The sequence below is a fragment of the Pleurocapsa sp. PCC 7319 genome (assembly GCF_000332195.1).
GTDB lineage: Bacteria > Cyanobacteriota > Cyanobacteriia > Cyanobacteriales > Xenococcaceae > Waterburya.
On record NZ_KB235922.1, the window covers coordinates 6,191,190 to 6,211,329 of the forward strand.

At 37.8% G+C, this 20,140-nt stretch carries 23 protein-coding genes and 1 pseudogene; 15 read left to right on the forward strand and 9 right to left on the reverse strand.

The features are described from left to right. Positions 1–13: 13 nt before the first annotated feature. Positions 14–1,732 carry an alpha/beta hydrolase gene (locus PLEUR7319_RS37410; protein ID WP_019509356.1) on the reverse strand — a complete coding sequence of 573 codons (1,719 nt, stop codon included), beginning with the start codon at positions 1,730–1,732 and terminating at the stop codon, positions 14–16. A gap of 249 nt (positions 1,733–1,981) precedes the next feature. Here PLEUR7319_RS37410 and PLEUR7319_RS43750 point away from each other — a divergent pair. Then, a pseudogene (locus PLEUR7319_RS43750) lies at positions 1,982–2,092 on the forward strand (Uma2 family endonuclease); the annotation flags it as partial. A 157-nt stretch (positions 2,093–2,249) separates the two neighbouring features. Here PLEUR7319_RS43750 and PLEUR7319_RS0132130 read toward each other — a convergent pair. Together PLEUR7319_RS0132130 and PLEUR7319_RS0132135 are read right to left on the reverse strand one after the other, a co-directional pair. Beyond that, the gene (locus tag PLEUR7319_RS0132130) at positions 2,250–2,564 is read right to left on the reverse strand and encodes a cupin domain-containing protein (RefSeq protein WP_019509357.1); all 315 of its coding nucleotides are present in this window, start codon (positions 2,562–2,564) and stop codon (positions 2,250–2,252) included. 81 nt (positions 2,565–2,645) lie between these two features. Continuing rightward, positions 2,646–3,647 (reverse strand): glycosyltransferase family 2 protein, encoded by a 1,002-nt coding sequence (locus PLEUR7319_RS0132135; protein ID WP_019509358.1) that lies wholly within the window; start codon positions 3,645–3,647, stop codon positions 2,646–2,648. 159 nt (positions 3,648–3,806) lie between these two features. On the opposite strand from PLEUR7319_RS0132135, the gene dacB reads away from it, so the two are divergent. The 3 genes from dacB (at position 3,807) to PLEUR7319_RS0132150 (ending at position 7,804) form a co-directional block, all read left to right on the forward strand. Beyond that, positions 3,807–5,294, forward strand: coding sequence for a D-alanyl-D-alanine carboxypeptidase/D-alanyl-D-alanine-endopeptidase (dacB, locus tag PLEUR7319_RS0132140; protein WP_019509359.1), 1,488 nt, complete (start codon positions 3,807–3,809; stop codon positions 5,292–5,294). 175 nt (positions 5,295–5,469) lie between these two features. Beyond that, entirely contained in the window at positions 5,470–6,738 is a 1,269-nt protein-coding gene (locus tag PLEUR7319_RS0132145; protein WP_144054410.1) for a hypothetical protein, read from the forward strand. A gap of 190 nt (positions 6,739–6,928) precedes the next feature. Next, positions 6,929–7,804: an MBL fold metallo-hydrolase gene (locus PLEUR7319_RS0132150; protein ID WP_019509361.1), complete on the forward strand. Its 876-nt coding sequence runs from the start codon at positions 6,929–6,931 to the stop codon at positions 7,802–7,804. Positions 7,805–7,807: 3 nt separating this feature from the next. On the opposite strand, the gene PLEUR7319_RS0132155 is transcribed toward PLEUR7319_RS0132150, so the two are convergent. Then, positions 7,808–8,440 carry a rhomboid family intramembrane serine protease gene (locus tag PLEUR7319_RS0132155; RefSeq protein ID WP_019509362.1) on the reverse strand — a complete coding sequence of 211 codons (633 nt, stop codon included), beginning with the start codon at positions 8,438–8,440 and terminating at the stop codon, positions 7,808–7,810. Positions 8,441–8,663: 223 nt separating this feature from the next. Between PLEUR7319_RS0132155 and leuB the strand changes: the two genes are divergently transcribed. Next, complete coding sequence (gene leuB / locus PLEUR7319_RS0132160; protein ID WP_019509363.1) at positions 8,664–9,749, forward strand: 3-isopropylmalate dehydrogenase; 1,086 nt, start codon at positions 8,664–8,666, stop codon at positions 9,747–9,749. 44 nt (positions 9,750–9,793) lie between these two features. On the opposite strand, the gene PLEUR7319_RS0132165 is transcribed toward leuB, so the two are convergent. The 3 genes from PLEUR7319_RS0132165 to PLEUR7319_RS0132175 form a co-directional block, all read right to left on the reverse strand. Continuing rightward, a complete protein-coding gene (locus PLEUR7319_RS0132165) occupies positions 9,794–10,939 on the reverse strand; it encodes an ATP-dependent 6-phosphofructokinase (protein WP_019509364.1) in 1,146 nt (381 codons plus the stop codon). A gap of 18 nt (positions 10,940–10,957) precedes the next feature. Continuing rightward, positions 10,958–11,980, reverse strand: a complete 1,023-nt coding sequence (locus tag PLEUR7319_RS0132170) for a dihydroorotate dehydrogenase-like protein (protein ID WP_019509365.1) — start codon at positions 11,978–11,980, stop codon at positions 10,958–10,960. A gap of 457 nt (positions 11,981–12,437) precedes the next feature. After that, complete coding sequence (locus tag PLEUR7319_RS0132175; RefSeq protein ID WP_019509366.1) at positions 12,438–13,319, reverse strand: F0F1 ATP synthase subunit gamma; 882 nt, start codon at positions 13,317–13,319, stop codon at positions 12,438–12,440. Between the two features lie 235 nt (positions 13,320–13,554). Between PLEUR7319_RS0132175 and atpD the strand changes: the two genes are divergently transcribed. Then, positions 13,555–14,922, forward strand: a complete 1,368-nt coding sequence (gene atpD / locus PLEUR7319_RS0132180; RefSeq protein ID WP_019509367.1) for a F0F1 ATP synthase subunit beta — start codon at positions 13,555–13,557, stop codon at positions 14,920–14,922. A gap of 47 nt (positions 14,923–14,969) precedes the next feature. Here atpD and PLEUR7319_RS0132185 read toward each other — a convergent pair whose 3' ends face one another. Together PLEUR7319_RS0132185 and PLEUR7319_RS0132190 are read right to left on the reverse strand one after the other, a co-directional pair. Further along, entirely contained in the window at positions 14,970–15,542 is a 573-nt protein-coding gene (locus PLEUR7319_RS0132185; RefSeq protein WP_019509368.1) for a Uma2 family endonuclease, read from the reverse strand. A 77-nt stretch (positions 15,543–15,619) separates the two neighbouring features. Further along, a complete protein-coding gene (locus tag PLEUR7319_RS0132190) occupies positions 15,620–15,880 on the reverse strand; it encodes a hypothetical protein (protein ID WP_144054411.1) in 261 nt (86 codons plus the stop codon). A 141-nt stretch (positions 15,881–16,021) separates the two neighbouring features. Here PLEUR7319_RS0132190 and PLEUR7319_RS0132195 point away from each other — a divergent pair, with 141 nt between their 5' ends. The 9 genes from PLEUR7319_RS0132195 (at position 16,022) to PLEUR7319_RS0132235 (ending at position 20,103) form a co-directional block, all read left to right on the forward strand. After that, positions 16,022–16,231: a type II toxin-antitoxin system HicB family antitoxin gene (locus PLEUR7319_RS0132195; RefSeq protein WP_026102921.1), complete on the forward strand. Its 210-nt coding sequence runs from the start codon at positions 16,022–16,024 to the stop codon at positions 16,229–16,231. After that, entirely contained in the window at positions 16,231–16,455 is a 225-nt protein-coding gene (locus PLEUR7319_RS0132200) for a type II toxin-antitoxin system HicA family toxin (protein ID WP_019509371.1), read from the forward strand. The genes PLEUR7319_RS0132195 and PLEUR7319_RS0132200 overlap by 1 nt, the downstream gene beginning before the upstream one ends. 143 nt (positions 16,456–16,598) lie before the next feature. After that, positions 16,599–16,985: a F0F1 ATP synthase subunit epsilon gene (locus tag PLEUR7319_RS0132205; RefSeq protein WP_019509372.1), complete on the forward strand. Its 387-nt coding sequence runs from the start codon at positions 16,599–16,601 to the stop codon at positions 16,983–16,985. Further along, positions 16,978–17,271 (forward strand): AtpZ/AtpI family protein, encoded by a 294-nt coding sequence (locus PLEUR7319_RS0132210; RefSeq protein WP_019509373.1) that lies wholly within the window; start codon positions 16,978–16,980, stop codon positions 17,269–17,271. The genes PLEUR7319_RS0132205 and PLEUR7319_RS0132210 overlap by 8 nt, the downstream gene beginning before the upstream one ends. After that, on the forward strand, positions 17,264–17,911 hold the full coding sequence (locus tag PLEUR7319_RS37415) for a cation:proton antiporter (RefSeq protein ID WP_019509374.1): 648 nt from the start codon (positions 17,264–17,266) through the stop codon (positions 17,909–17,911). Before PLEUR7319_RS0132210 ends, PLEUR7319_RS37415 begins: the two co-directional genes overlap by 8 nt. A 77-nt stretch (positions 17,912–17,988) precedes the next feature. Further along, positions 17,989–18,270, forward strand: a complete 282-nt coding sequence (locus tag PLEUR7319_RS37420) for an ATP synthase subunit I (protein WP_019509375.1) — start codon at positions 17,989–17,991, stop codon at positions 18,268–18,270. A gap of 62 nt (positions 18,271–18,332) precedes the next feature. Further along, positions 18,333–19,001, forward strand: coding sequence for a F0F1 ATP synthase subunit A (locus PLEUR7319_RS0132225; protein ID WP_019509376.1), 669 nt, complete (start codon positions 18,333–18,335; stop codon positions 18,999–19,001). An 82-nt stretch (positions 19,002–19,083) separates the two neighbouring features. After that, on the forward strand, positions 19,084–19,362 hold the full coding sequence (locus PLEUR7319_RS0132230) for a F0F1 ATP synthase subunit C (protein ID WP_019509377.1): 279 nt from the start codon (positions 19,084–19,086) through the stop codon (positions 19,360–19,362). A gap of 210 nt (positions 19,363–19,572) precedes the next feature. Next, positions 19,573–20,103 carry a GNAT family N-acetyltransferase gene (locus tag PLEUR7319_RS0132235; RefSeq protein WP_019509378.1) on the forward strand — a complete coding sequence of 177 codons (531 nt, stop codon included), beginning with the start codon at positions 19,573–19,575 and terminating at the stop codon, positions 20,101–20,103. Positions 20,104–20,140: the final 37 nt, after the last annotated feature.

Sequence of the window (20,140 nt, forward strand, 5' to 3'; positions counted from 1 at the left end):
CAATTTCCTGTTCTTAATCTGCTAGCTGTCTCTTAATTATTTCTTCTAGCTGATTTTGAGTCAGAGAACGAATTATCGATAATTGAAAATCATTATTAATCAGCTCACTCCAGCGATCGCCTTGCAGGTAAATTTGATATTCTGGCTGTTGTGCAATATGAGTTTTAAAAAAAGCTGTACTTAAACCTTTTAAGGCGGGATAAGCTGAAGTAGGACTTGGTCCCACCACATTCTTAGGTACAGGCAGAACACCTAAACCTTCTTGTAAAAAACTGAAGTGTGTTCCTGGTTTGACCAATACCAAATATTTATCAATTTCTTCTAACCACGTAAAAGGCTGTATTTGTTCCGCTACAGGGGGAGTAATCAAATCATGGGTACCAGAAACTAGCATTGTGGGTATTTTGATCTTACTGATTCCCGCTTTACCAAAAATTTTCCCCAAAGGATTGATCGCAATAACCGCTTTGATTCTAGGATCTCTCAATTGATCTTGATGACTTGCTATTTCCGAAACAGTACATTGTGCTAGAGAAGATAAATCAAGGAGTACATCTTGATAATTATCTTTTTGGCACTTCGTGGGAATTTCATCTGCAATTAATCGCCCTCCTGCTAAGGCCAAAGATGCATAACCACCAAAAGACTGACCTATTAATCCCACTTGTTGAAAATTAATTTTGTCTAATAGTAGAGGATTAGTCTTAGACTCCTGTTCTAATTTATCGAGGACATATTTAACATCCAAAGGTTGATCGATTAAATTATTTGGTTCCGGAAATCTCTCCAATCCTGATAAAAAACCATCAAACTTATTTAAGCTGATATCATCATGCTCAATTACGGCAACAGCAAAGCCATGAGAAGCCAAATGTTTACCCAAATAAGCAAAAGTTTGACGATTTGAGGCTAAACCATGAGAAATAACAATTAATGGTGTAGGCTGCTCAACTTCTGGCAAGTATAAATCAAAATGACCTACTTTACGGCGACGAGGATTTTTATAGGTTAGAGTAAGCTGATTCCAGATAAATTTACCCTGAGTTTGTGGCTTACTTAGCTCAGTAGATTCAGATTCATAGGTGTGATTAAAAGTTTTTGTTTTTAATAAAAAAAATGCTTGATCAATAGCTTCACGGTCTTCAAATAGTATATTTCCATGTTCGACATATTGTTCCAAAACTTGTAAATCAACATAAATAGTTTTCGAGGGAAATTGATGCAAAAAGTTCATTACTGTTAAACCCTCACGCTCAAATACAGCAGCAATTATTGCTCCTCTCAAAGCAAAGAATCCATTTCGATTATTATCGACTCTGATACCCTTACCAAAGTTTTTAATTACGGCTTTTCCAATAGTTGAATTACTAAATTTAGCGATGCTTAAGGGATGTAATTCTAAGGGGGTGGATAACAACTCTGGTAATCGAGCCACTTGCTTCGGTGGCATCCGGTTAAGATAGTAAGCAAGTTCTGAAGAGATTTCTCCCTCAGTAGCAAAGGCTTCAAGATCATCAACCTTGATATAAAATTGACCAAAAGGAGAAAAATTAAACGAAAGTCTTTCTGCTCCAATTGCCTTAGGAGCAAACAGCATAAATATCGATATAATCAAGAAAATTAAACTAGAGTTAGCTAATCTAACAGAAGCAATGCGTCTGCAATCATCAGATTCAGCTTGGGATGAATGCCAGTCAGAGTTATTGTTGTTAACAAGTTTATCGCACACCATGTTCTATGCTGAAACATTTGGATGTTGACTATGTATACTTATCTAATCTACCCAATGGCTCAAGGGCAATTAACTATACATGGCTGGCTGAAGATATTTAGACGATTGGATGTGGTTGCATAAAAACTATGAGTTAGCTGAGATAATCAGAGTTAAGTCTATTCAAGCAAGCCCTCTGAACTATGCCAGAGAAACAAGTTAAAACCTAAGTCTTGAGTAAAATAGAGAAAGTCGCTCTTTCTTTACAGAATGGTTGTTGCAACTCGTAGAAAATTTACTATAGATGAATACCACAAACTTGTAGCTCTGGGTTTTTTCACCGAAAACGACAGAATAGAATTAATTAGAGGCGAGATCATATAAATGGCTCCCAAGAGAACTCCACACTCGGTTTGCAACTCTCTACAATGCTATCTTAGAGTTGAATTTAGTTTTCCCTTAAAAAAGTAATATCAATAATTATTATATTCAAACAAAAAAATTATTTCCTTGTGGTAGTTATTCTGAATATTAATATTTATTCTTCTTTAAACCAAAATTCTATTTCCGAAGTGTCTTTCTCAAACCTAGCAGCATGAACATGATTAGGTTCGACGTGATACCAGTCTCCAGGATAAAAATATTTTTCTTCACCATCAATAATTAAAATCAATTCACCTTGGGTAACTACTCCGTAATTATCAGTATCATGTTGATGTGGTTCGATAACTGTTTTCTCAGGATAACTAGCAAAATATATATCCACATCTTCTGTAGTTAACTTATTGGCATCAAATCTTCCTTGAAAAATTGGTAGTGAACGAATTTTCTCTGGAAAATGAAATTGATTCATAATTATATATTGAACATTTTATGAACATCATTAAAAAAGGTTTAATGGAACAGTAACTCTAAATATCTTGGTAATCATATTTTATTTTTTTCCTACAATATCTCTAATACGATAAATAGGTCTTCTTTGGGATTCATGATAAGTACGCATCAGAAGCTCAGTAACTAAACCAAAACAAAATAACTGTACTCCAGTAAGTATTAGCAATACAGCTAAAATCAGCAAAGGGCGATCGCCGATATTCTGATTGAAGAATAATTTAATAATCGTTAAATAGGAACCCATAGCAATACCCGCAGCTAGGGAAATCACTCCACCCAAACCGAAAACGTGCATCGGACGAGTCAGAAATTTCTTCATAAAGAAAACAGTCATCAAGTCCATGACAACTCGAATTGTTCTACCCAAGCCATATTTACTTTCTCCAAACCGTCTGGCGTGATGGCGTACTGGTACTTCCGTAATTCTCGCACCTTCAATATAGGCTAATGCTGGTAAAAAGCGGTGTAACTCGCCGTAAAGATTCATGTCCGCAATTAGTTCCGAGCGATAGGCTTTAAGAGAGCATCCATAGTCGTGTAGTCTAACTCCCGTTACCCTAGCGATAATAATATTGGCAATTTTAGAAGGGAAAAGCCTTGTCAATGCTGCATCCTGCCTATTTTTACGCCATCCACTGACTAAATCATAACCTTCGTTTAACTTGGCAAGCAGCATCGGAATATCAGCAGGATCGTTTTGTAAATCGCCGTCGAGAGTCACAATAACTTTACCCACAGCTGACTCAAATCCTGCTGCCATTGCTGGAGTTTGACCATAATTTCGCCGTAGAATTACCGCTTTGAGATCGACTCTTCGGCGAGCCAAATCAATTAATACTTGAGTTGAACCATCTTTAGAACCGTCGTCTACACAAATGATTTCGTAGCTAAGTTGTGTTTCTCTCACGGCATCAGCGATCGCCTGTACCAAAGTCCCAATACTTTTAGCTTCGTTATATATAGGTACAACTACAGATAAATCTAGTTGAGGAGACTCTAAAACTGAAGATAAACTTAGATCTTCCAAGGATTGAGATGGCATATCAGTATGGGGAATTGATAGAACTTGATTAGAATATAGTGCTGTCTTTTAGATAGCACTTACTATCTATTTCATAGATTATCTAGTATTAAATACCTGTTGTCACTAGCACAATTTTGTTTTATTTTCACAATTTGTATTTTGGATGTACTGCCTTAAATGAGACTAGTTTTTGGTCGGTTGAGAAGCTTTAGTTTGATTGGCTTAATACTTTTAACTTTATTAGCTAATCAGAAGGTTTTAGGAGCGAGAAAAGACTCTGAAGCATCGATTCAATATTTTGAGGATCAAATTCCACGGATTTGTCCTGAGGATTTACCTAGGGCGATTGAAAAGATTGTTAACCGTCCTCAGTTTAAGCGATCGCTTTGGGGAATTGAGATTCAAACTTTAGGGAGTGGGGATAGTTTATACAGTCTGAACGGAGATAAATTTTTTACTCCTGCTTCTAGTGCCAAACTGCTAACTACTGCTGCTGCGTTATCTGAACTAGGTGCAGATTATCGCATTACTACTCCTATCTATGCCGTTGGAAATCCACCTCACCTAACTTCTTTAAGAATCAAAGGACAGGGAGATCCGACCATCTCAACTAAGGAGCTAAAAAATCTAGTACATCAGTTGCAGAGACAAGGCATTAAAGAGATTGAAGAATTAATAGTTGATGATAGTTATTTTGACTCACCGACAATCAACCCTACTTGGGAATGGTTAGATGTTCATAGTTACTTTGCTACGGCAGTCAACAGCACTATTCTCAATCAAAATACCGTCACTTTAACTTTACTACCGCAACAGTTAGGACAGCCTGTAAAATTCCGTTGGAGTGATGCGATCGCCGCTAGACAATGGCAAGTAATTAACAAGGCTATTACTGGAGAATCAGATCTTCCCTATAACGTAGAAATTGATGGAGATCTAGGTAAACCTACGTTATTAATTCGTGGAGAATTAGCTCAAAACGAACCTCCTGATATTTGGGATTTAGCGATCGTCGATCCGGCTCATTATTTTTTAGAATCTTTACGATTACATTTAGCCCAAGCTGGCATAGCAGTAAATAAAGGATTTACATTCAACCAAACCCATAAAAATGAATTAGAAACAGAATTAACAGCTATTACTTCCCCACCACTGCCAAAGATTCTCCAGCAAATTAATCAAGAAAGTAACAATTTATTTGCTGAAGCGATCGCTAAAATTTTAGCTAAAAAGTTAAATACTAAAACTCCCATAGAAGCGATTAATCAAAGCTTAACTAAACTGGGTATTGATCCAGAAGAATATATTTTAATTGATGCTTCTGGCTTGTCTCGTCAAAATTTAATTACGCCTCAAACTTTAGTCAAAACCTTGAAAATAATGTCGCGATCGCCTGAAGCAGAATATTATCGTGAGTCCCTAGCTATTGCTGGAGTTAATGGTACTTTGAAAAATCGTTTTAGAAATACATCTGTAAGCCGAAAGCTTTGGGGTAAAACAGGTACTTTAACAGGAGTTGTCACTTTGTCAGGGTATATATACCCATCTCAATATCCCACTATAGCTTTTAGTATTCTATTGAATAACTCTGAGATTTCTAATCGAGAAATAAGACAAGCAATTGATGAAATCGTTGTCATTATTAACCATCTAAATAAGTGTTGAAGTCAGACATCTTGAATATTACATACAGTATTAATTTGTATTTTAACTAATAAGTTTTTTTAAAATATTGAGGATTAAAATTAATCTATGTGAACTGAAGAAACTTATGATATCGATTTATTCACCAGATCAAGATAATATTTAAACTATTGCAATGGCTCTTGAGTATAGTTTAATGTCTTCACCTAAAGGTTTGTATAAAAGCCGATTATTTACCTTTATCAATCGTCAAAGAATTCGTCTTAATGATCGATTAGGAATAACCATTAGAAATTTACAATTAACTACAGAGATAGGGATAAAAGGATGGATATTTCCCCTGTTTCAGATGTTCAACCAAGGTTTTTCTGTTAGGCGACAACTAAAGCAAAAAATCAAAGCATTTCTACTACTTGCTCCCAGCGATCCTGCAAAAACCAAGTCTTCCTCAACTAAGATTGTCTCTCCCCCAATCAGCACAACAAATCCGAGACGTTTAAGTCCAGTAGCTCAAGACAATAACCGAGACGTTGAGGTAGCTCGAAAAGATGTTTTGATTCCTGTAGGAGTTAAAGAAGAAGAATTTAGACTATCTCAAAATATATCTATACAAAACTCTTTGACCTCAATACCAAAAAGATTTGGCTGGGCAATACTTAATTGGCTACAAACTCATCCGATCATTCCCAAAATCAAATCTCTTGGTCATAGAGATCAAATTAAACCTCTGGGATATTGTGAAGAAATTAAATCTCTTAGACAGATTGAAGAAATTGAACCCCTGGGATATTGTGAAAGTTCATTTCCTTCAATTAAATCGATCGCTGCTCCAGCTTCAGAGAAACCAAAATTACTAATTTCTCAAAATCAAGAAGCTAACGGACTAAAAAATAAGTCTTTTTTGTTGAGCTTGATTCGACGTTTGGGCTCATACAATCAGGGTAAATTGCAAGTAAGCACCATAAATCAGCCAACAAATCCGTCCTTAGTGCCAACTAATGTTTCACCATCTCCTAGTTCTTCATCAGTTCCTAGTCCTTTGACAATTCGTAATTTATTTCAGCGAACAATTGGACACTTTTTTGGTCACAATCAGCAATTATTATTCAGTCAGCAGCCAGAAGAAAATGCTGCTTCCGATGAGCCTCGTCCGCAGATAATACCTCAAGCACCCCAATTTATTAATCTTTCTTCTGACTCCCAAAGTGAGAATTTAACTGAAACTTTTCAGCCAGCTCCAATCCAAACCGAAAATTTGCCAGCTGGGGGTAAGCTGACAAATTCTAGTAATTCCAATAGCAAACTAGATATAGATCTAAACTTATGGGAAGCGAAAGCCACTGACGATGGCTATGTCAAAAGTATTGCAGATATTCTCCTAGAATTACTTGATCACGCTATTTGGTGGATCGAAGAACAATTCCGAAAAATTTGGCAATTTTTCAATAATTTAGTTAGACAATAAAGGGCTTCGCCCTAGCTTTAAGCTATAAGCCATAAGCTGTAAGCTATAAGATTCAATCAAATAGGGTTTGAAACCCAATAGCGCTTTTACATTGTGCCCCTGTGGTAACAGTCAAATCAAAGCTTAGAGCTAAAAGCCTACAGCTGATAGCTTTTTGATAGAATTAAGTTAAGATTGAGGACATAAAATCATGGCTAGACTAGAGCTTAAACGAGCAGAAAACGTTAGTGGTGATTTTTACGTTGACTCTAGCTGTATTGATTGTGATACTTGTCGCTGGATGGCTCCAGATGTTTTTAATCGTCAAGACTCTCAATCTGCAGTGTATCATCAACCGCAAAATACAGCGGAGAGACTATTGGCAATGCAAGCTCTTTTATCTTGTCCTACCGCTTCTATTGGTACAGTAGATAAACCAACCGATATTAAGGAAGTTCAACCAACATTTCCCATAGTGGTCGAAGATAATGTATACCATTGTGGCTATCATTCCGAGGCATCTTTTGGTGCAACTAGTTACTTCATCCAAAGATCTGAGGGAAATGTTTTAATTGACTCACCTCGGTTTACGCCACCTTTAGTTAAGCGTTTAGAAAAATTAGGTGGCATTAAATATCTATATCTGACTCATCGTGATGATGTTGCCGATCATCAGAAATTTCAGCAACACTTTCAATGCGATCGCATTTTACATTCAGATGACATTGAAGAGTCTACCCAAGGAGTTGAAATTCAATTATCTGGTCAAGAGACAGTAGAGTTGACCTCTGATATTGTAATTATTCCCGTACCTGGACATAGCAAAGGGCACACGGTTTTACTTTATCAAAACAAATTTTTATTCACAGGAGATCATTTAGCTTGGTCCCCTTATTTTAAGCATCTTTATGCTTTTTATCGTTATTGCTCGTATTCCTGGTCCGAACAAATTAAATCGATGGAAAAATTGGCTAATTATAACTTTGAATGGGTTTTGCCTGGTCACGGTCGCCGTTACCATGGTGATGGAGAAGCTATTAAACGACAATTACAGCAATGTATCAGTTGGATGAAAAAACAACCCTAAAAATTATCGATCATTGTAAGGTTGCTTAAAATTAAACTTAATAAATACTAAGACGCTACTAATCAGAAATCCAATAATAAAGCCAAAAAGATGGCTGTGAAAACTAACTTGGGGAATTAAATTATCAAAGATAAATTGGATGACAACAATGAATATCACTTGTTGCAACCGACGTCTAGCAATAACACAATATCTTTTACGCAGCCAAATTTGAAGTGAGATTGCTAAAATAGCACCGATCAAACCCATGATCGCCGCCGAAGCTCCCACCAGAAAAACATTGCCCATTCCTAACTTATAAGCTAATAGAGAAAAAGATAGCATGGAGCCAATACCACTAACCAAATAGATAGTCAGGTAAGATTTCGCCCCTAAACTCAACTCAATTAAGCGTCCAATAAAAAAGAGAGATAACATATTGGTCGCAAGATGAAGTGAGCCGTAGTGCAGAAAGTTCGCACCCACTAGTCGCCACCATTCTCCTGCCCAAACTTTTTCGGGAATTAAAGCACCTAAACGTTCTAGAGCGATAAAATTTTGACTTCCGCCTAATTTAATTTCCAAGACATATACCACAAGATTAAGAGCAATTAAGATATATGTAGTGTAAGCAATTTTCTGATGGCTATTCTTCATTCAGAATATTTGAGATAAATGTCATCAACAGCTTTTTGTAGTTTAGGTTAAGTTTAGACAAAAAGAGAGTAGGGATCGCCAAAGTACGAAAACTGATGACCTAGTTATCATACCCTTTTGTCCGATCCAAAGAAGATAAACACAATACTTTTATAAGAGTTACTGCTAAATGTTAAATTAGTAGCTATTGTTTTTTGCACTAATAATCATTCAAGTAGCTACCATGACTCAACAGCAGCATATTACTTTACTTCCCGGAGATGGCATTGGTCCAGAAATTATGTCAGTGGCAGTAGAAGTGCTAAAAGCGATCGCCAGTAAACATGATCTGGAATTTACCTTTACTGAAGCCTTGATTGGTGGTGCGGCGATCGATGAGACAGGAGACCCTTTACCCGCTGAAACTTTGTCAGCCTGTCGTCAGAGTGATGCCGTGTTGCTAGCAGCTATTGGTGGTTATAAATGGGATAATTTACCCCGTCAGCAACGTCCTGAAACTGGATTATTAAAAATGCGTGCCGGACTAGAACTATTTGCTAACCTGCGACCTGCAACTATCTTGCCCCAGTTAATTGACGCTTCTTCCCTTAAACGAGAGATAATTGAGGGAGTAGATATTATGGTAGTGCGGGAACTAACTGGAGGAATTTACTTTGGACAACCCAAAGGTATATTTGAGACGGAAACAGGAGAACAGCGTGGTGTAAACACTATGGCTTATAGTGTTAGCGAAATAGACCGCATTGCCAAAGTTGGATTTGAAACCGCCCAAAAACGTAGCGGTAAATTATGCTCCGTAGACAAAGCTAATGTGCTGGATGTGTCCCAACTATGGCGCGATCGCATTACGGCAATGGCAAAAGACTACAGCAATGTGGAATTAAGTCATCTATATGTAGATAACGCAGCAATGCAGTTAGTTCGCGCTCCCAAACAGTTTGATACGGTCGTTACAGGTAATTTGTTCGGTGATATTCTTTCTGATGCAGCAGCGATGCTGACGGGAAGTATTGGCATGTTACCCTCTGCAAGTTTGGGAGTTGCTGGTACACCTGGAGTATTTGAGCCTGTACATGGTTCTGCACCAGATATTGCTGGTCAAGATAAAGCCAACCCTTTGGCACAAGTACTGAGTGCCGCTATGATGTTGCGTTACGGGTTAAATCAGCCTACTGCTGCCACCGAGATTGAAACCGCAGTTAATCAGGTATTAGACCAGGGCTACCGCACCGGGGATATTATGTCTCTGGGAATGAAAGCAGTCGGTTGCCAGGAAATGGGCGAAGTTTTGCTGAAACTAATTGCTTAACTGAACGCTCTTCCATCTAAAGTAGGAGGAGCGTCAACTCAGTATTATCCCAAATAGATTCCGAGCGATCGCGCTGTTTGAACCAGAAAACCATCGGCATTAACTGGACTAGGGCAAATACCTAATTGATGACGTTGTTTAATGTGACTGACAACCTTATCTAAAGGCTGAATTTGTACTTCGCCATTTTGCCAAACTACAAGCTGGTTATATTTCTCTTCCGCAATCAAGTCTATAGCTTTCTTAGCAAAAGCAGCGGCTAACAAACGATCATAAGAAGATGGTGTACCGCTACGTTGAATATGACCCAAAACTGTAGCTCTAGTTTCAATAGTATCTAAATCACAAAATTCAGCCTTATCAGTCAGACAGAGTTGGTGACTTATGTTGTCGATTTGTTGCGCTAAATAGTCACCTATATATTTCTCTTTTTCTCCTTGAATATTTTTGACCCCTTCGGCAATAGTAATTAAAGCAAATTTTCTGCCTAAAGACCTCAACTTAGCAATGTGAATACAAATATTAGTTACTAAATCTAGATCTATTTTCGGTGTTAATTCAGGAATTAATATAATATCCGCACCACCAGCAATACCAGAAGAAAGTGCCAAATGACCAGCATTACGTCCCATAACCTGAACAATCATAGTACGGTCGTGACTAGCAGCAGTAAAGGTAAGATCGTAGAGAGCAGAAGTTACTTTGTCTACCGCCGTATCGAATCCGACAGATCTTTCGGTAAATGGAACATCATTATCTATTGTCTTAGGAATTGCGACCAAATTCCACTGTCCCTGTTGTGCTAAGTCGTAAATGATATCTAAACTGCCGTCTCCTCCTACCGCTATCAAAGCATCGAGTTCAAGATCCTGATAACCTTGAATAATAGTTTTGGCGATCGCTTGATCTTCCGTATTACCTTTACTCAAGGAGCCTAAAATACTACCGCTCAGAAATTGTAGGATATCTATGCCGTGTAGCAACCCAGGAATATCGTAACCATGCTCTTTTAGTTTCAAATCATTTGAGTGGCACTTGTGTTGTTCTAGCCGCAGAAAACCATCTGTACCGTAGGGAATGCCATATACTTCCCATCCTTTCTGGCTCGAACATTTGACTACAGCGCGTATAATTGCGTTTAATCCAGGACAGTCTCCACCACTAGTAAGAATTCCGATTCTCTTATTCATAGTTAGCTTAATTGATAATTATTGACGATGAACCAATCCTTGATGAGGCTGATAGGTTTGTACTGCTCTAAGATATTGCACTCGTTCAAAAATACTAGGATCGGGACAATTTATTTGGCTCATGCAACCCCTTAACTGAGTGATTGAATCGTATTCTTTGATATCTAGCCACTCAATTAAATCTTTTTCGATCTTATGTAGCTGTTGGATGCCATGACTCAATAGAACGCTGACTAACATAGTGACATTTGCCCCGACCATGATCATTTTGACGACATCATGGGCGGTACTAATACCACTGGTGGCTGCGAAATCAAGAGGGAGAGTTCGATATAAAATCGCAATCCAACGCATGGGTAAACGTATTTCTCTAGATGTACTGAGAAGTAAGTTGGGTTCTGCTTCTAAAGTCATTAAATCAATATCTGGTTGATAAAAACGATTAAATAATACTAAGCCTCTTGCCCCTGCGTTGCTCAGTCGTTTTGCCATATTTGCCATGCTACTAAAAAAAGGACTCAGTTTCACTGCTACGGGTAAGTTTACTGCTGAGGTGACGGTACGAACTATATCAACATAGGTTTGTTCTACTTGTTCTCCAGTTATTTCTATATCTGTAGGAACATAATAAATGTTTAGTTCTAGGGCATCTGCACCAGCTTGTTCTAACTTGTTAGCGTAATCACTCCATCCACCGATAGTAGAGCTATTGAGACTAGCAATAATGGGAATACCGACAGTTTCTTTGGCATAGCGAATCTGATTCAGGTACGCTTCGGAACCAACATGGAAAATTTCCTGTTTGGGGAAGTAGGGAGTTGCTTTGGAGTTGCTTTCCTTACCGTGTGTAATATGATGATATAAGGCGTGGCGTTCTTCTAATAGTTGCTCTTCAAATAGAGAGTGGAGGACTACTGCTGATGCTCCTGCATCTTCAATGCGTTTAATATTATCTATGTTTTCGGTTAGGGGGGCAGCTGCTCCAACGACCAAAGGCGATCGCAATTCCAACCCCAAATATGTGGTAGATAAATCAACCATTTGTTTACCTCTCTGACTTACTTTTCAGATTAGTAAATTCTTTTGAGGAATTTGTGAGTAACTGAAGTTGATATCACTTAAGTTTTAACTGGTTTTGCCCCCCAAGAAGTATTGGATTAATAATCATATCGAGATTGACTCCTCACCGCCCTAAAGAGTCGGTGATTCTGGTTTTTAGTTTTTAGTTTTTAGTTCAAATTGACTACTAATTACTAATTACTAATTACTAAAAGAAGTCTTCCTAGAAGAAAGAGGCTTTAAACCCAGAACGATGGTAATTAGGCAGAGCCTACTGCAATCATGCGAGCGCTGTTTTCTGTAGTGAGATCGCCTAAAATCCACTCTCTTTGTCCCCTACCGATAGGCAAGAAAGTTTAGACTAGTAGCTCATCAAGTTTGTTTTGAGGAGTGAAAAAGATCTAGTATCAAGGGTAAGATCGGACCTGATTTGGGGGTGTCAATCGGTCAAGGCTTCAAAACCAGAAACAATATCAAATAATTCTTCAGTAATAATAGTTTGACGTTGATGATTGAACTCCATATTTAGTTTGGTTAGACGTTCGGCAATATTTTTTTCTGCCATCTGCATCGCAGCAAGACGACTACTATGTTCACTCTTTAAAGATTCAGCACAAGCACGATAAAGAGAGACAAAGAAATACTGACGGAATAAAGCTGCTGCCAACTTATCTTTATTCATCGTAAAAGTTGGCAAACTGTTAGATCTCCATTGCTGTTGATGTAATTTTTTGAGCCACTGGAAATTAAGAGGAAAAATTTGTAAGCCAGTTGAATTATAAGTAGCACCATTTAAAATACGGTTATAAATAACTATAATTCGATTTACCTGATTTTGTTGCCGCCATGTTTCCAATATTAAAACCATTTCCTGAATGGTTGATGTAATCTTCCCAATAGAACTAGGTAAGGTAAAGCAAGCTTCGCATTTATGCCCTGTTGCTTCTAAGCGATCGCAGACTCTCGAGCCAAGGGCTAAAATAAAACAATCATCAGCATTAATAGACCAATTTTCTTGGTTTTCTTGAATATACTCAACAACTCGTTCATTGAATTGACCGCACATTCCCCAATCAGAACCAAAAACTATTATTCCAATACGACCATCCACTGTAGATGATTGTTTTAATAGTATTTCTGGTTGATTACGAAGTAGAATCTGTAATCCTATTTCTAGCGTGCGATCGTATTCTGTTAAAGATTCCACTGCTTTTTCGTACTGTCGGATACTCACAGCCGCAACTGCTTTCATTGTTTTGACTACTGAATTTAAATCTTTTGCTGTAGCAATTTTATGCTTGAGTTCTTCAATAGTTGCCATTTATCTTAACCAAAAAACTATTTAATATGTTTTTCAAATTCTTCACAGGTTCTTCAACATCTATAACTATGATTTGAATTTGATTGAAGAGAAACTAATTAGGGCAAAATTCATGGCATCAGATTAGCAAAAAGCTTCTGTCGAATCTATGGCAAATTTACTCAGTTATTACATAATTCTAATTTAAAAAAGAAAGTGAATTTGTTAAAAAAGTAAGAGTCGGGGAAGACTAAGTATGGTAGTAAATCAAGGTAAAGTCATTGCAATCAGAGGTAGTGTAGTTGATGTTTTATTTCCTGATTCATTACCCAAACCTCATAGTTTATTAATAGCAGGAGCAAGTAATCGATTAGCCTTAGAAGTAATGACATATCTTAGTTCGGAAATAGTCAGAACGATCGCTCTTACTCCAACTCAAGGACTAGCCAGAGGCTCAACGGTTAACGATACAGATCGTCCCCTGCAAGTTCCTGTGGGAGAAGCTTTATTAGGCAGGATGTTTAATGTCTTTGGTAAAACAATCGACGGTCAAAAACAACTAACAGCAAGTCAATGGCGATCGCTTCATGCCGCCCCTATTCCTCTATGTGATCGTACTACGACTACAGATATTTTTCTAACAGGAATCAAAGCGATAGATATTCTCGCACCTTTGGAAAAAGGGGGTAAAGCTGGATTGTTTGGAGGTGCGGGGGTGGGTAAAACGGTTTTAATTACCGAACTGATTAATAATGTTGTGAGTCGCTATGAGGGAGTTAGCATCTTCTGCGGTATTGGCGAGCGATCGCGAGAAGGGGAAGAACTATATCGTGAGATGAAAGATGCGGGAGTGTTAAATAATACTGTAATGGTATTCGGACAGATGAACGAATCGCCTGGAGTACGTTTCCGTGTCGGACACGCTGCTTTGACTATGGCAGAATATTTCCGCGATGAGTTACATAAAGATGTCCTGTTAACCATTGATAACATTTTTCGTTTCATTCAAGCGGGGTCAGAAGTATCGGGTTTAATGGGACAGTTGCCTTCACGAGTTGGTTATCAGCCAACCCTAGCCTCGGAGTTGGCGGAATTAGAAGAACGAATTTGCAATACTACATCGGGATCGATCACCTCGATTCAAGCCGTATACGTCCCCGCTGACGACTTTACCGATCCTGCTGCGGTTCATACTTTCTCTCATCTTTCTGCTTCGATTGTTTTATCTCGTAAACGGGTTAGTGAAGGATTATATCCCGCGATCGATCCCCTACAGTCAGATTCTAAGATGCTCTCATCTCAAATAGTAGGCGATCGCCATTACAAAATTGCTCAAGCAGTAAGGCAAACCCTAGCCAACTACGAAGATTTAAAAGATATCATTGCTATGTTGGGTTTAGAAGAATTAGCCCAAAGCGAACGCCAAATAGTATATCGTGCTCGCAGATTAGAAAGATTCCTGACTCAACCATTTTTTACCACCGAACAGTTTACAGGATTGGAAGGGAAGATGGTTAATTTAGAAGATGCTTTAGATGGATGCGATCGTATTTTGAATGATGAGTTTTCCGATCGTCCCGAACAGTCTTTATATATGATTGGTAGTGTAGGTGAGATCAAATAATCTAAACAACTTTTATAACAATAATTTTATCTTCGAGAGACTCGATCTTACCAAATAGGTTGTAGATCGAGAACAAACCCAGATAAAACATCTTCTCCCGATAAACTAATGGGTGCATCTACAACTTCAATCTGTTTTCCCTGACGATAGATTTCTACCTGCTGTTGCGAAGGATTAATTAACCAGCCTAAAACCATGCCATTATCCAGATATTCTTGCATCTTTGCTTGAGTTTTAGCTAAATTATCGCTCGGAGAAAGTAATTCAATGGCAAAATCGGGACATAAAGGCAAAAATCTTTGTTTTTGTTCATCAGTCAGTGCATTCCATTTAGCAATAGGTATCCAAGAAGCATCGGGAGATCTATTTGCACCGTTGGGTAAGATAAACCCAGTCGAGGAATCAAAAGCAATACCAGTACTATAGCGATCTGACCAATTGAATAATTGTTGTATTAATCTACCGTTACGATTTCCTGTTGCTCCTCCAGTTGGGGGCATAATTATCAGATCTCCATTAGCATTTCTTTCAATACGTAAATCGCGGTTATTGATACACAGCTGATAGAATTGTTCGTCAGTTAGTTCGATTGATTGGAAGTCGAGGGTTAAAGTATCCATTTCATTTATTGTGTTAGCTTTTCATCCTCAGCGTTTGCGAAAATATACTGAATATGCAGTGAGTTAAAGATAGTTTTTTAGTCTGAATCCATATCATCATTTTCTAAATCTTGAATCGCTTTATCGCAATCCTCTACATCTTTATCTAATCCCATTGCTTGATAGAGTTTTCTAGCATTTTCATAAGCTGTTTTAGCTTCTGATAACTGAAACTTATTATCGTCAGTTTTGACTAATAAAGAACGATTGCATAATTTCTGAAGCTTTTTCTGAATCACTATTGGCTTTACTTTTTCCTCCATCCACATCTGATTGGCTGCTTTGCAATTAAAAGGCAACCGATACACGCTTAAATTAATCAGAAATTCTGTTTCTGGCGTGATCGCATATTGATTCTATTGCATCTTTAATTTCTACTCTTACCAAAGCCATGTGTCAAAATAATACCAAATATAATTTTTCACAAGTATTTTATGACCATAACCAAAAAAGAGTTTTACGTTCTGATCGAACGGGATGAAGACGGATACTACGTTGGAGAAGTACCCCAGCTAAAAGCTTGTTACAGTCAAGGAGAAACAATTGATGAATTAATAGAGAATATGAAAGAAGTAATCGAACTTTGCATAGAAGAATCAAGCGAAGAATCAAGCTCGGAATTTGTCGGAATCCAAAAAATTGTCATTTAATGCCAAAACTTCCAGTAGTTACAGCAAGCGAAGTTATTAAGGCTTTAGAGGAAATTGGTTTTCAAGTCGTAAGGCAAAAAGGAAGTCATGTAAGGATGAAGCACAAAGATAGTCGTGTTGTGACTGTTCCTATTCATAAAGGAAAAACTATTGGTAAAGGTTTGTTGCGTAAAATACTGCGAGATGCAGAAATGACTGTAGAAGAATTTATCAGGCTATTGTAGAACAAAGATTTTAAGCATCACATTCTACTCACAAATTGCTGAAAAAATATCTAATAATTAGGAAAATCTTATAGCCTAAATGTATTCAGACGAATTTTCTCAGTTCGCGTTACTCCTTCCTTTGATTTGGCGAGATTGCAACTATGAAGTTGAAAGTTTTAATCCCCACAGAAGTATTAATTGATCGCCAAGTTACCAAAGTCATCGCTGAAGCAGAAAACGGTCATTTTTGCCTTTTACCAAATCACATTGATTTTGTTACAGCATTAGTCCCTGGAATACTTAGTTTTACAAGCGATAAAGGCTCAGAAATATTTGTTGCTGTAGATGAAGGAATTTTAGTTAAATGTGGTCAAGAAGTTCTAGTATCTACCCTTAATGCTATTGAAGGCAATAATTTAGAAACTCTGAAACAAACTGTCGCTGAACAGTTTCAAATGTTAGATGAAAAAGAAAAGTTAACCCGTTCGGCTTTAGCCCAGTTTGAAGCAAGTATGATGCGTCATTTTAAGGAGTTAGGTCATGGATAAAAATAAGTCGAGATGGCGAAATTTTCAACGTCAGATCGGAACCAAAAGCGATCGCAAAATTAAAGCTAAAAAAGAAGCTAAAAATATTTGGTTTGGTTTAGGGATGTTTGGCATGGTGGGATGGTCAGTCGCCATTCCCTCCTTGTTAGGTATTGGCTTAGGGGTATGGATCGACACTCATATTCAGAGTAAATATTCTTGGACTCTAATGTTTTTAGTAATCGGCGTAGCCTTGGGTTGTTTCAATGCCTGGTATTGGATCAGCAAGGAGAGTCAAAGTGATTGAAGGGGAAACTTTACTCTTATTTTTGGTTTTACTGGTGGGAATCACGATTATTCTTAGTATTTTAATCAAGGCTGGTTTGGAAAGAATTGGTATTCCAGCTTTGGTAGGCTATTTACTCTTGGGTGTAACTGTAGGATTTATCAATAATCAAATATATTTTTTATCACCATCAGTTAGAGAAGTATATGCTTTTCTTGCTGAGTTAGGCATTATTTCTCTGTTGTTTAGAGTTGGTTTAGAAAGTAATTTAGCAGGATTAATTCGCCAATTACCTCACGCTTGTTTTATTTTACTGGGGAACCTTTCTTTTAGTGGCATATTAGGATTTTTTGCTGCCTCAAAACTGCTTCAACTGGACCTTATTCCCAGTCTTTTCATCAGTATTGCTTTGATGGCTACTAGTGTTGGTATCTCAGTTAATGTTTGGCAGGAAGCTCAGGCTTTAAATACTGATAATGGCGAACTATTAATAGACATTGCCGAAATGGATGATATTGCGGCGATCGCCTTAATGTCTTTATTTTTTGCGATGATACCCGTTTTAAATGGTGATGTGGAAGCTAATCAACTGCGGAAGCATGAGGCAATTTGGGGCAAGGAAACGACAGAAACTCATTCTGAGTCTTGGGACTCAGAATGAGTAGTTCATCATCACAAGTTTCTCAAATTTCGTTTTTAGGATAATTTATAAGTAATTAAGAATGGGATAAAACATTGATGCCAATAATTGCTTTGATCATTGGTTCTGCTTTGGGATTATTTTATTTCGGTGGTTTGTGGTTAACGGTGCAACAACTACCAGTTACTAAGCATCCTTACAGATTAATCTTCTTCAGTTTTATATTTAGGCTCGGAATTACTCTGTTTATTTTGTCTCTCATCCTCAGTGGTAACAACATATATAATGTAATTCCCTTGTTGACCTGTTGTTTGGGATTTTTAGCGGTTAGAACAATTATGATCTTGTTTATTCAGTCCCGTAGCAAAGCAATACCATAGCGTAACGGAACTTCCTGAGAAGATTTATCAAAAATCAACAGTTAGTGATTGGTTGACAATTTATGAATTTAACTCCAGATCAAATAATTTTCTGGCAGAGAGGAATAATTACACTCAATGCAACCTTAATCTTTACTTGGTTAGTAATGGTTTTACTTGTTATTAGTTCTTGGCTGATTACTCGTAAATTATCTGCATCTACTAATATTTCACCAGGACAAAATCTGTTAGAAGTTTTGGTACAGGGAATTGGCAATCAAATTGAAGAAGTTAGCCAACAAGAACCAGAACCTTATATTCCTTTTATTGGAACTCTATTTATTTTTATTGCTGTTTCCAATCTTCTCAGTATTATTCCTGGCTATCAGCCGCCTACAGGCTCCCTTTCTACGACTGCTGCATTAGCAATATGTGTCTTTTTTGCTGTTCCTCTGTATGGCATTAAAAAGCAAGGATTTGTCGGCTATTTTAAGAAGTACTATCTCCAGCCCACTCCTTTTATGCTGCCTTTTAATATCATTGGTAGATTCTCGAACACAATTTCCTTATCAGTGCGTCTATTTGGCAATGTCATGAGTGGCACTATGATTGTCGCTATTTTACTATCGATCGCACCGTTATTTTTCCCCATCATTATGCAAGCGATGGGATTATTAACCGGATTGATTCAAGCTTACATTTTTGCCATCTTAGCCATGGTTTTTATCGCCGCAGCCACTACAAGCAACTAGCATCTGTGAGAGCGAACGGCTGTTTGCCTCTGCTACTAACCACTAACCATCTCGATCCCGTTTGACAGGACTAACTAAAATTATGGATAATCTCGCATTAATCGGTATGGCATCAATCGTAACCGCAGGATTGACAATTGCTCTCGGTTCAATTGCCCCAGCATTAGGAGAAGGGAAAGCCCTGGCACAAGCCTTAAATGCGATCGCTCAACAACCAGATGAAGCTAAAAATATTACTCGCACCTTGTTTGTCGGAATGGCTTTAGTGGAATCAACTGCTATTTATTGCTTTGTGATTACTTTGATTTTGATTTTTGCTAATCCTTTTTGGAGTTACTTTATCGATAAAGCAGGAGGATAGGAACTCGGAACTCAAGTCTTTCTGCTTTTTCCATAGAGAATAAATTGGTAAATCTAAATGTAGTATCATATCTCCAAAGCGAAAAAAATAATATTGCAGCCACTTTCCTTGACGATCAACAAAAGCGATCGCTCCTTGTAGATATCCTTGATAGGTTACTATTACCTTTGCCAACAAAAGATAGGTTAAGCTCAAATCAATTATTAGTTAATGTCAGACATTCCAGAAGTCACGCTCAATTTACGCTCCGCTACCTCAGCTGATTTGACTCTGCTGCAACACTGGGATAAACAACCTCATGTAATTGCCTCCGATCCTAATGATGACTGGGCTTGGGAAATAGAACTTGAGCGTGACCCCGAAGGTCGCGAGCAATTAATTGCTGAAATTGATGGTCGTCCTATCGGATTTATACAGATTATCGATCCAGCAAAGGAAGAAAGCCATTATTGGGGAAATGTCCCAGAGAATCTTCGTGCTATTGATATCTGGATTGGGGAAGAAACTGATTTGGGCAAAGGTTATGGAACCAAAATGATGCAGCTAGCCCTTTCCCGATGTTTTACTGACTCGCAGGTTAAGGCTGTACTAGTCGACCCACTCGCTAATAATATCCGTGCCCATAACTTTTATGAACGTCTTGGCTTTCAATTTATTGAACAGCGAAGATTTGGTAATGATGACTGCTTTGTTTATTGCTTAGAGCGAGAGGATTGGCATACTGGAAATTCCCGATTTTAACACTCCCCCTGCTTCTAGCTGTAGAAGTGTCAAGCTA

Excerpts from the sequence above, each read along its gene's own strand:
- PLEUR7319_RS37410 (WP_019509356.1), bottom strand. The coding sequence starts at position 1,732 with ATGGTGTGCGATAAACTTGTTAACAACAATAACTCTGACTGGCATTCA.
- PLEUR7319_RS0132130 (WP_019509357.1), bottom strand. The coding sequence starts at position 2,564 with ATGAATCAATTTCATTTTCCAGAGAAAATTCGTTCACTACCAATTTTT.
- PLEUR7319_RS0132135 (WP_019509358.1), bottom strand. The coding sequence starts at position 3,647 with ATGCCATCTCAATCCTTGGAAGATCTAAGTTTATCTTCAGTTTTAGAG.
- dacB (WP_019509359.1), top strand. The coding sequence starts at position 3,807 with ATGAGACTAGTTTTTGGTCGGTTGAGAAGCTTTAGTTTGATTGGCTTA.
- PLEUR7319_RS0132145 (WP_144054410.1), top strand. The coding sequence starts at position 5,470 with ATGTCTTCACCTAAAGGTTTGTATAAAAGCCGATTATTTACCTTTATC.
- PLEUR7319_RS0132150 (WP_019509361.1), top strand. The coding sequence starts at position 6,929 with ATGGCTAGACTAGAGCTTAAACGAGCAGAAAACGTTAGTGGTGATTTT.
- PLEUR7319_RS0132155 (WP_019509362.1), bottom strand. The coding sequence starts at position 8,440 with ATGAAGAATAGCCATCAGAAAATTGCTTACACTACATATATCTTAATT.
- leuB (WP_019509363.1), top strand. The coding sequence starts at position 8,664 with ATGACTCAACAGCAGCATATTACTTTACTTCCCGGAGATGGCATTGGT.
- PLEUR7319_RS0132165 (WP_019509364.1), bottom strand. The coding sequence starts at position 10,939 with ATGAATAAGAGAATCGGAATTCTTACTAGTGGTGGAGACTGTCCTGGA.
- PLEUR7319_RS0132170 (WP_019509365.1), bottom strand. The coding sequence starts at position 11,980 with ATGGTTGATTTATCTACCACATATTTGGGGTTGGAATTGCGATCGCCT.
- PLEUR7319_RS0132175 (WP_019509366.1), bottom strand. The coding sequence starts at position 13,319 with ATGGCAACTATTGAAGAACTCAAGCATAAAATTGCTACAGCAAAAGAT.
- atpD (WP_019509367.1), top strand. The coding sequence starts at position 13,555 with ATGGTAGTAAATCAAGGTAAAGTCATTGCAATCAGAGGTAGTGTAGTT.
- PLEUR7319_RS0132185 (WP_019509368.1), bottom strand. The coding sequence starts at position 15,542 with ATGGATACTTTAACCCTCGACTTCCAATCAATCGAACTAACTGACGAA.
- PLEUR7319_RS0132200 (WP_019509371.1), top strand. The coding sequence starts at position 16,231 with ATGCCAAAACTTCCAGTAGTTACAGCAAGCGAAGTTATTAAGGCTTTA.
- PLEUR7319_RS0132205 (WP_019509372.1), top strand. The coding sequence starts at position 16,599 with ATGAAGTTGAAAGTTTTAATCCCCACAGAAGTATTAATTGATCGCCAA.
- PLEUR7319_RS0132210 (WP_019509373.1), top strand. The coding sequence starts at position 16,978 with ATGGATAAAAATAAGTCGAGATGGCGAAATTTTCAACGTCAGATCGGA.
- PLEUR7319_RS37420 (WP_019509375.1), top strand. The coding sequence starts at position 17,989 with ATGCCAATAATTGCTTTGATCATTGGTTCTGCTTTGGGATTATTTTAT.
- PLEUR7319_RS0132225 (WP_019509376.1), top strand. The coding sequence starts at position 18,333 with ATGAATTTAACTCCAGATCAAATAATTTTCTGGCAGAGAGGAATAATT.
- PLEUR7319_RS0132230 (WP_019509377.1), top strand. The coding sequence starts at position 19,084 with ATGGATAATCTCGCATTAATCGGTATGGCATCAATCGTAACCGCAGGA.
- PLEUR7319_RS0132235 (WP_019509378.1), top strand. The coding sequence starts at position 19,573 with ATGTCAGACATTCCAGAAGTCACGCTCAATTTACGCTCCGCTACCTCA.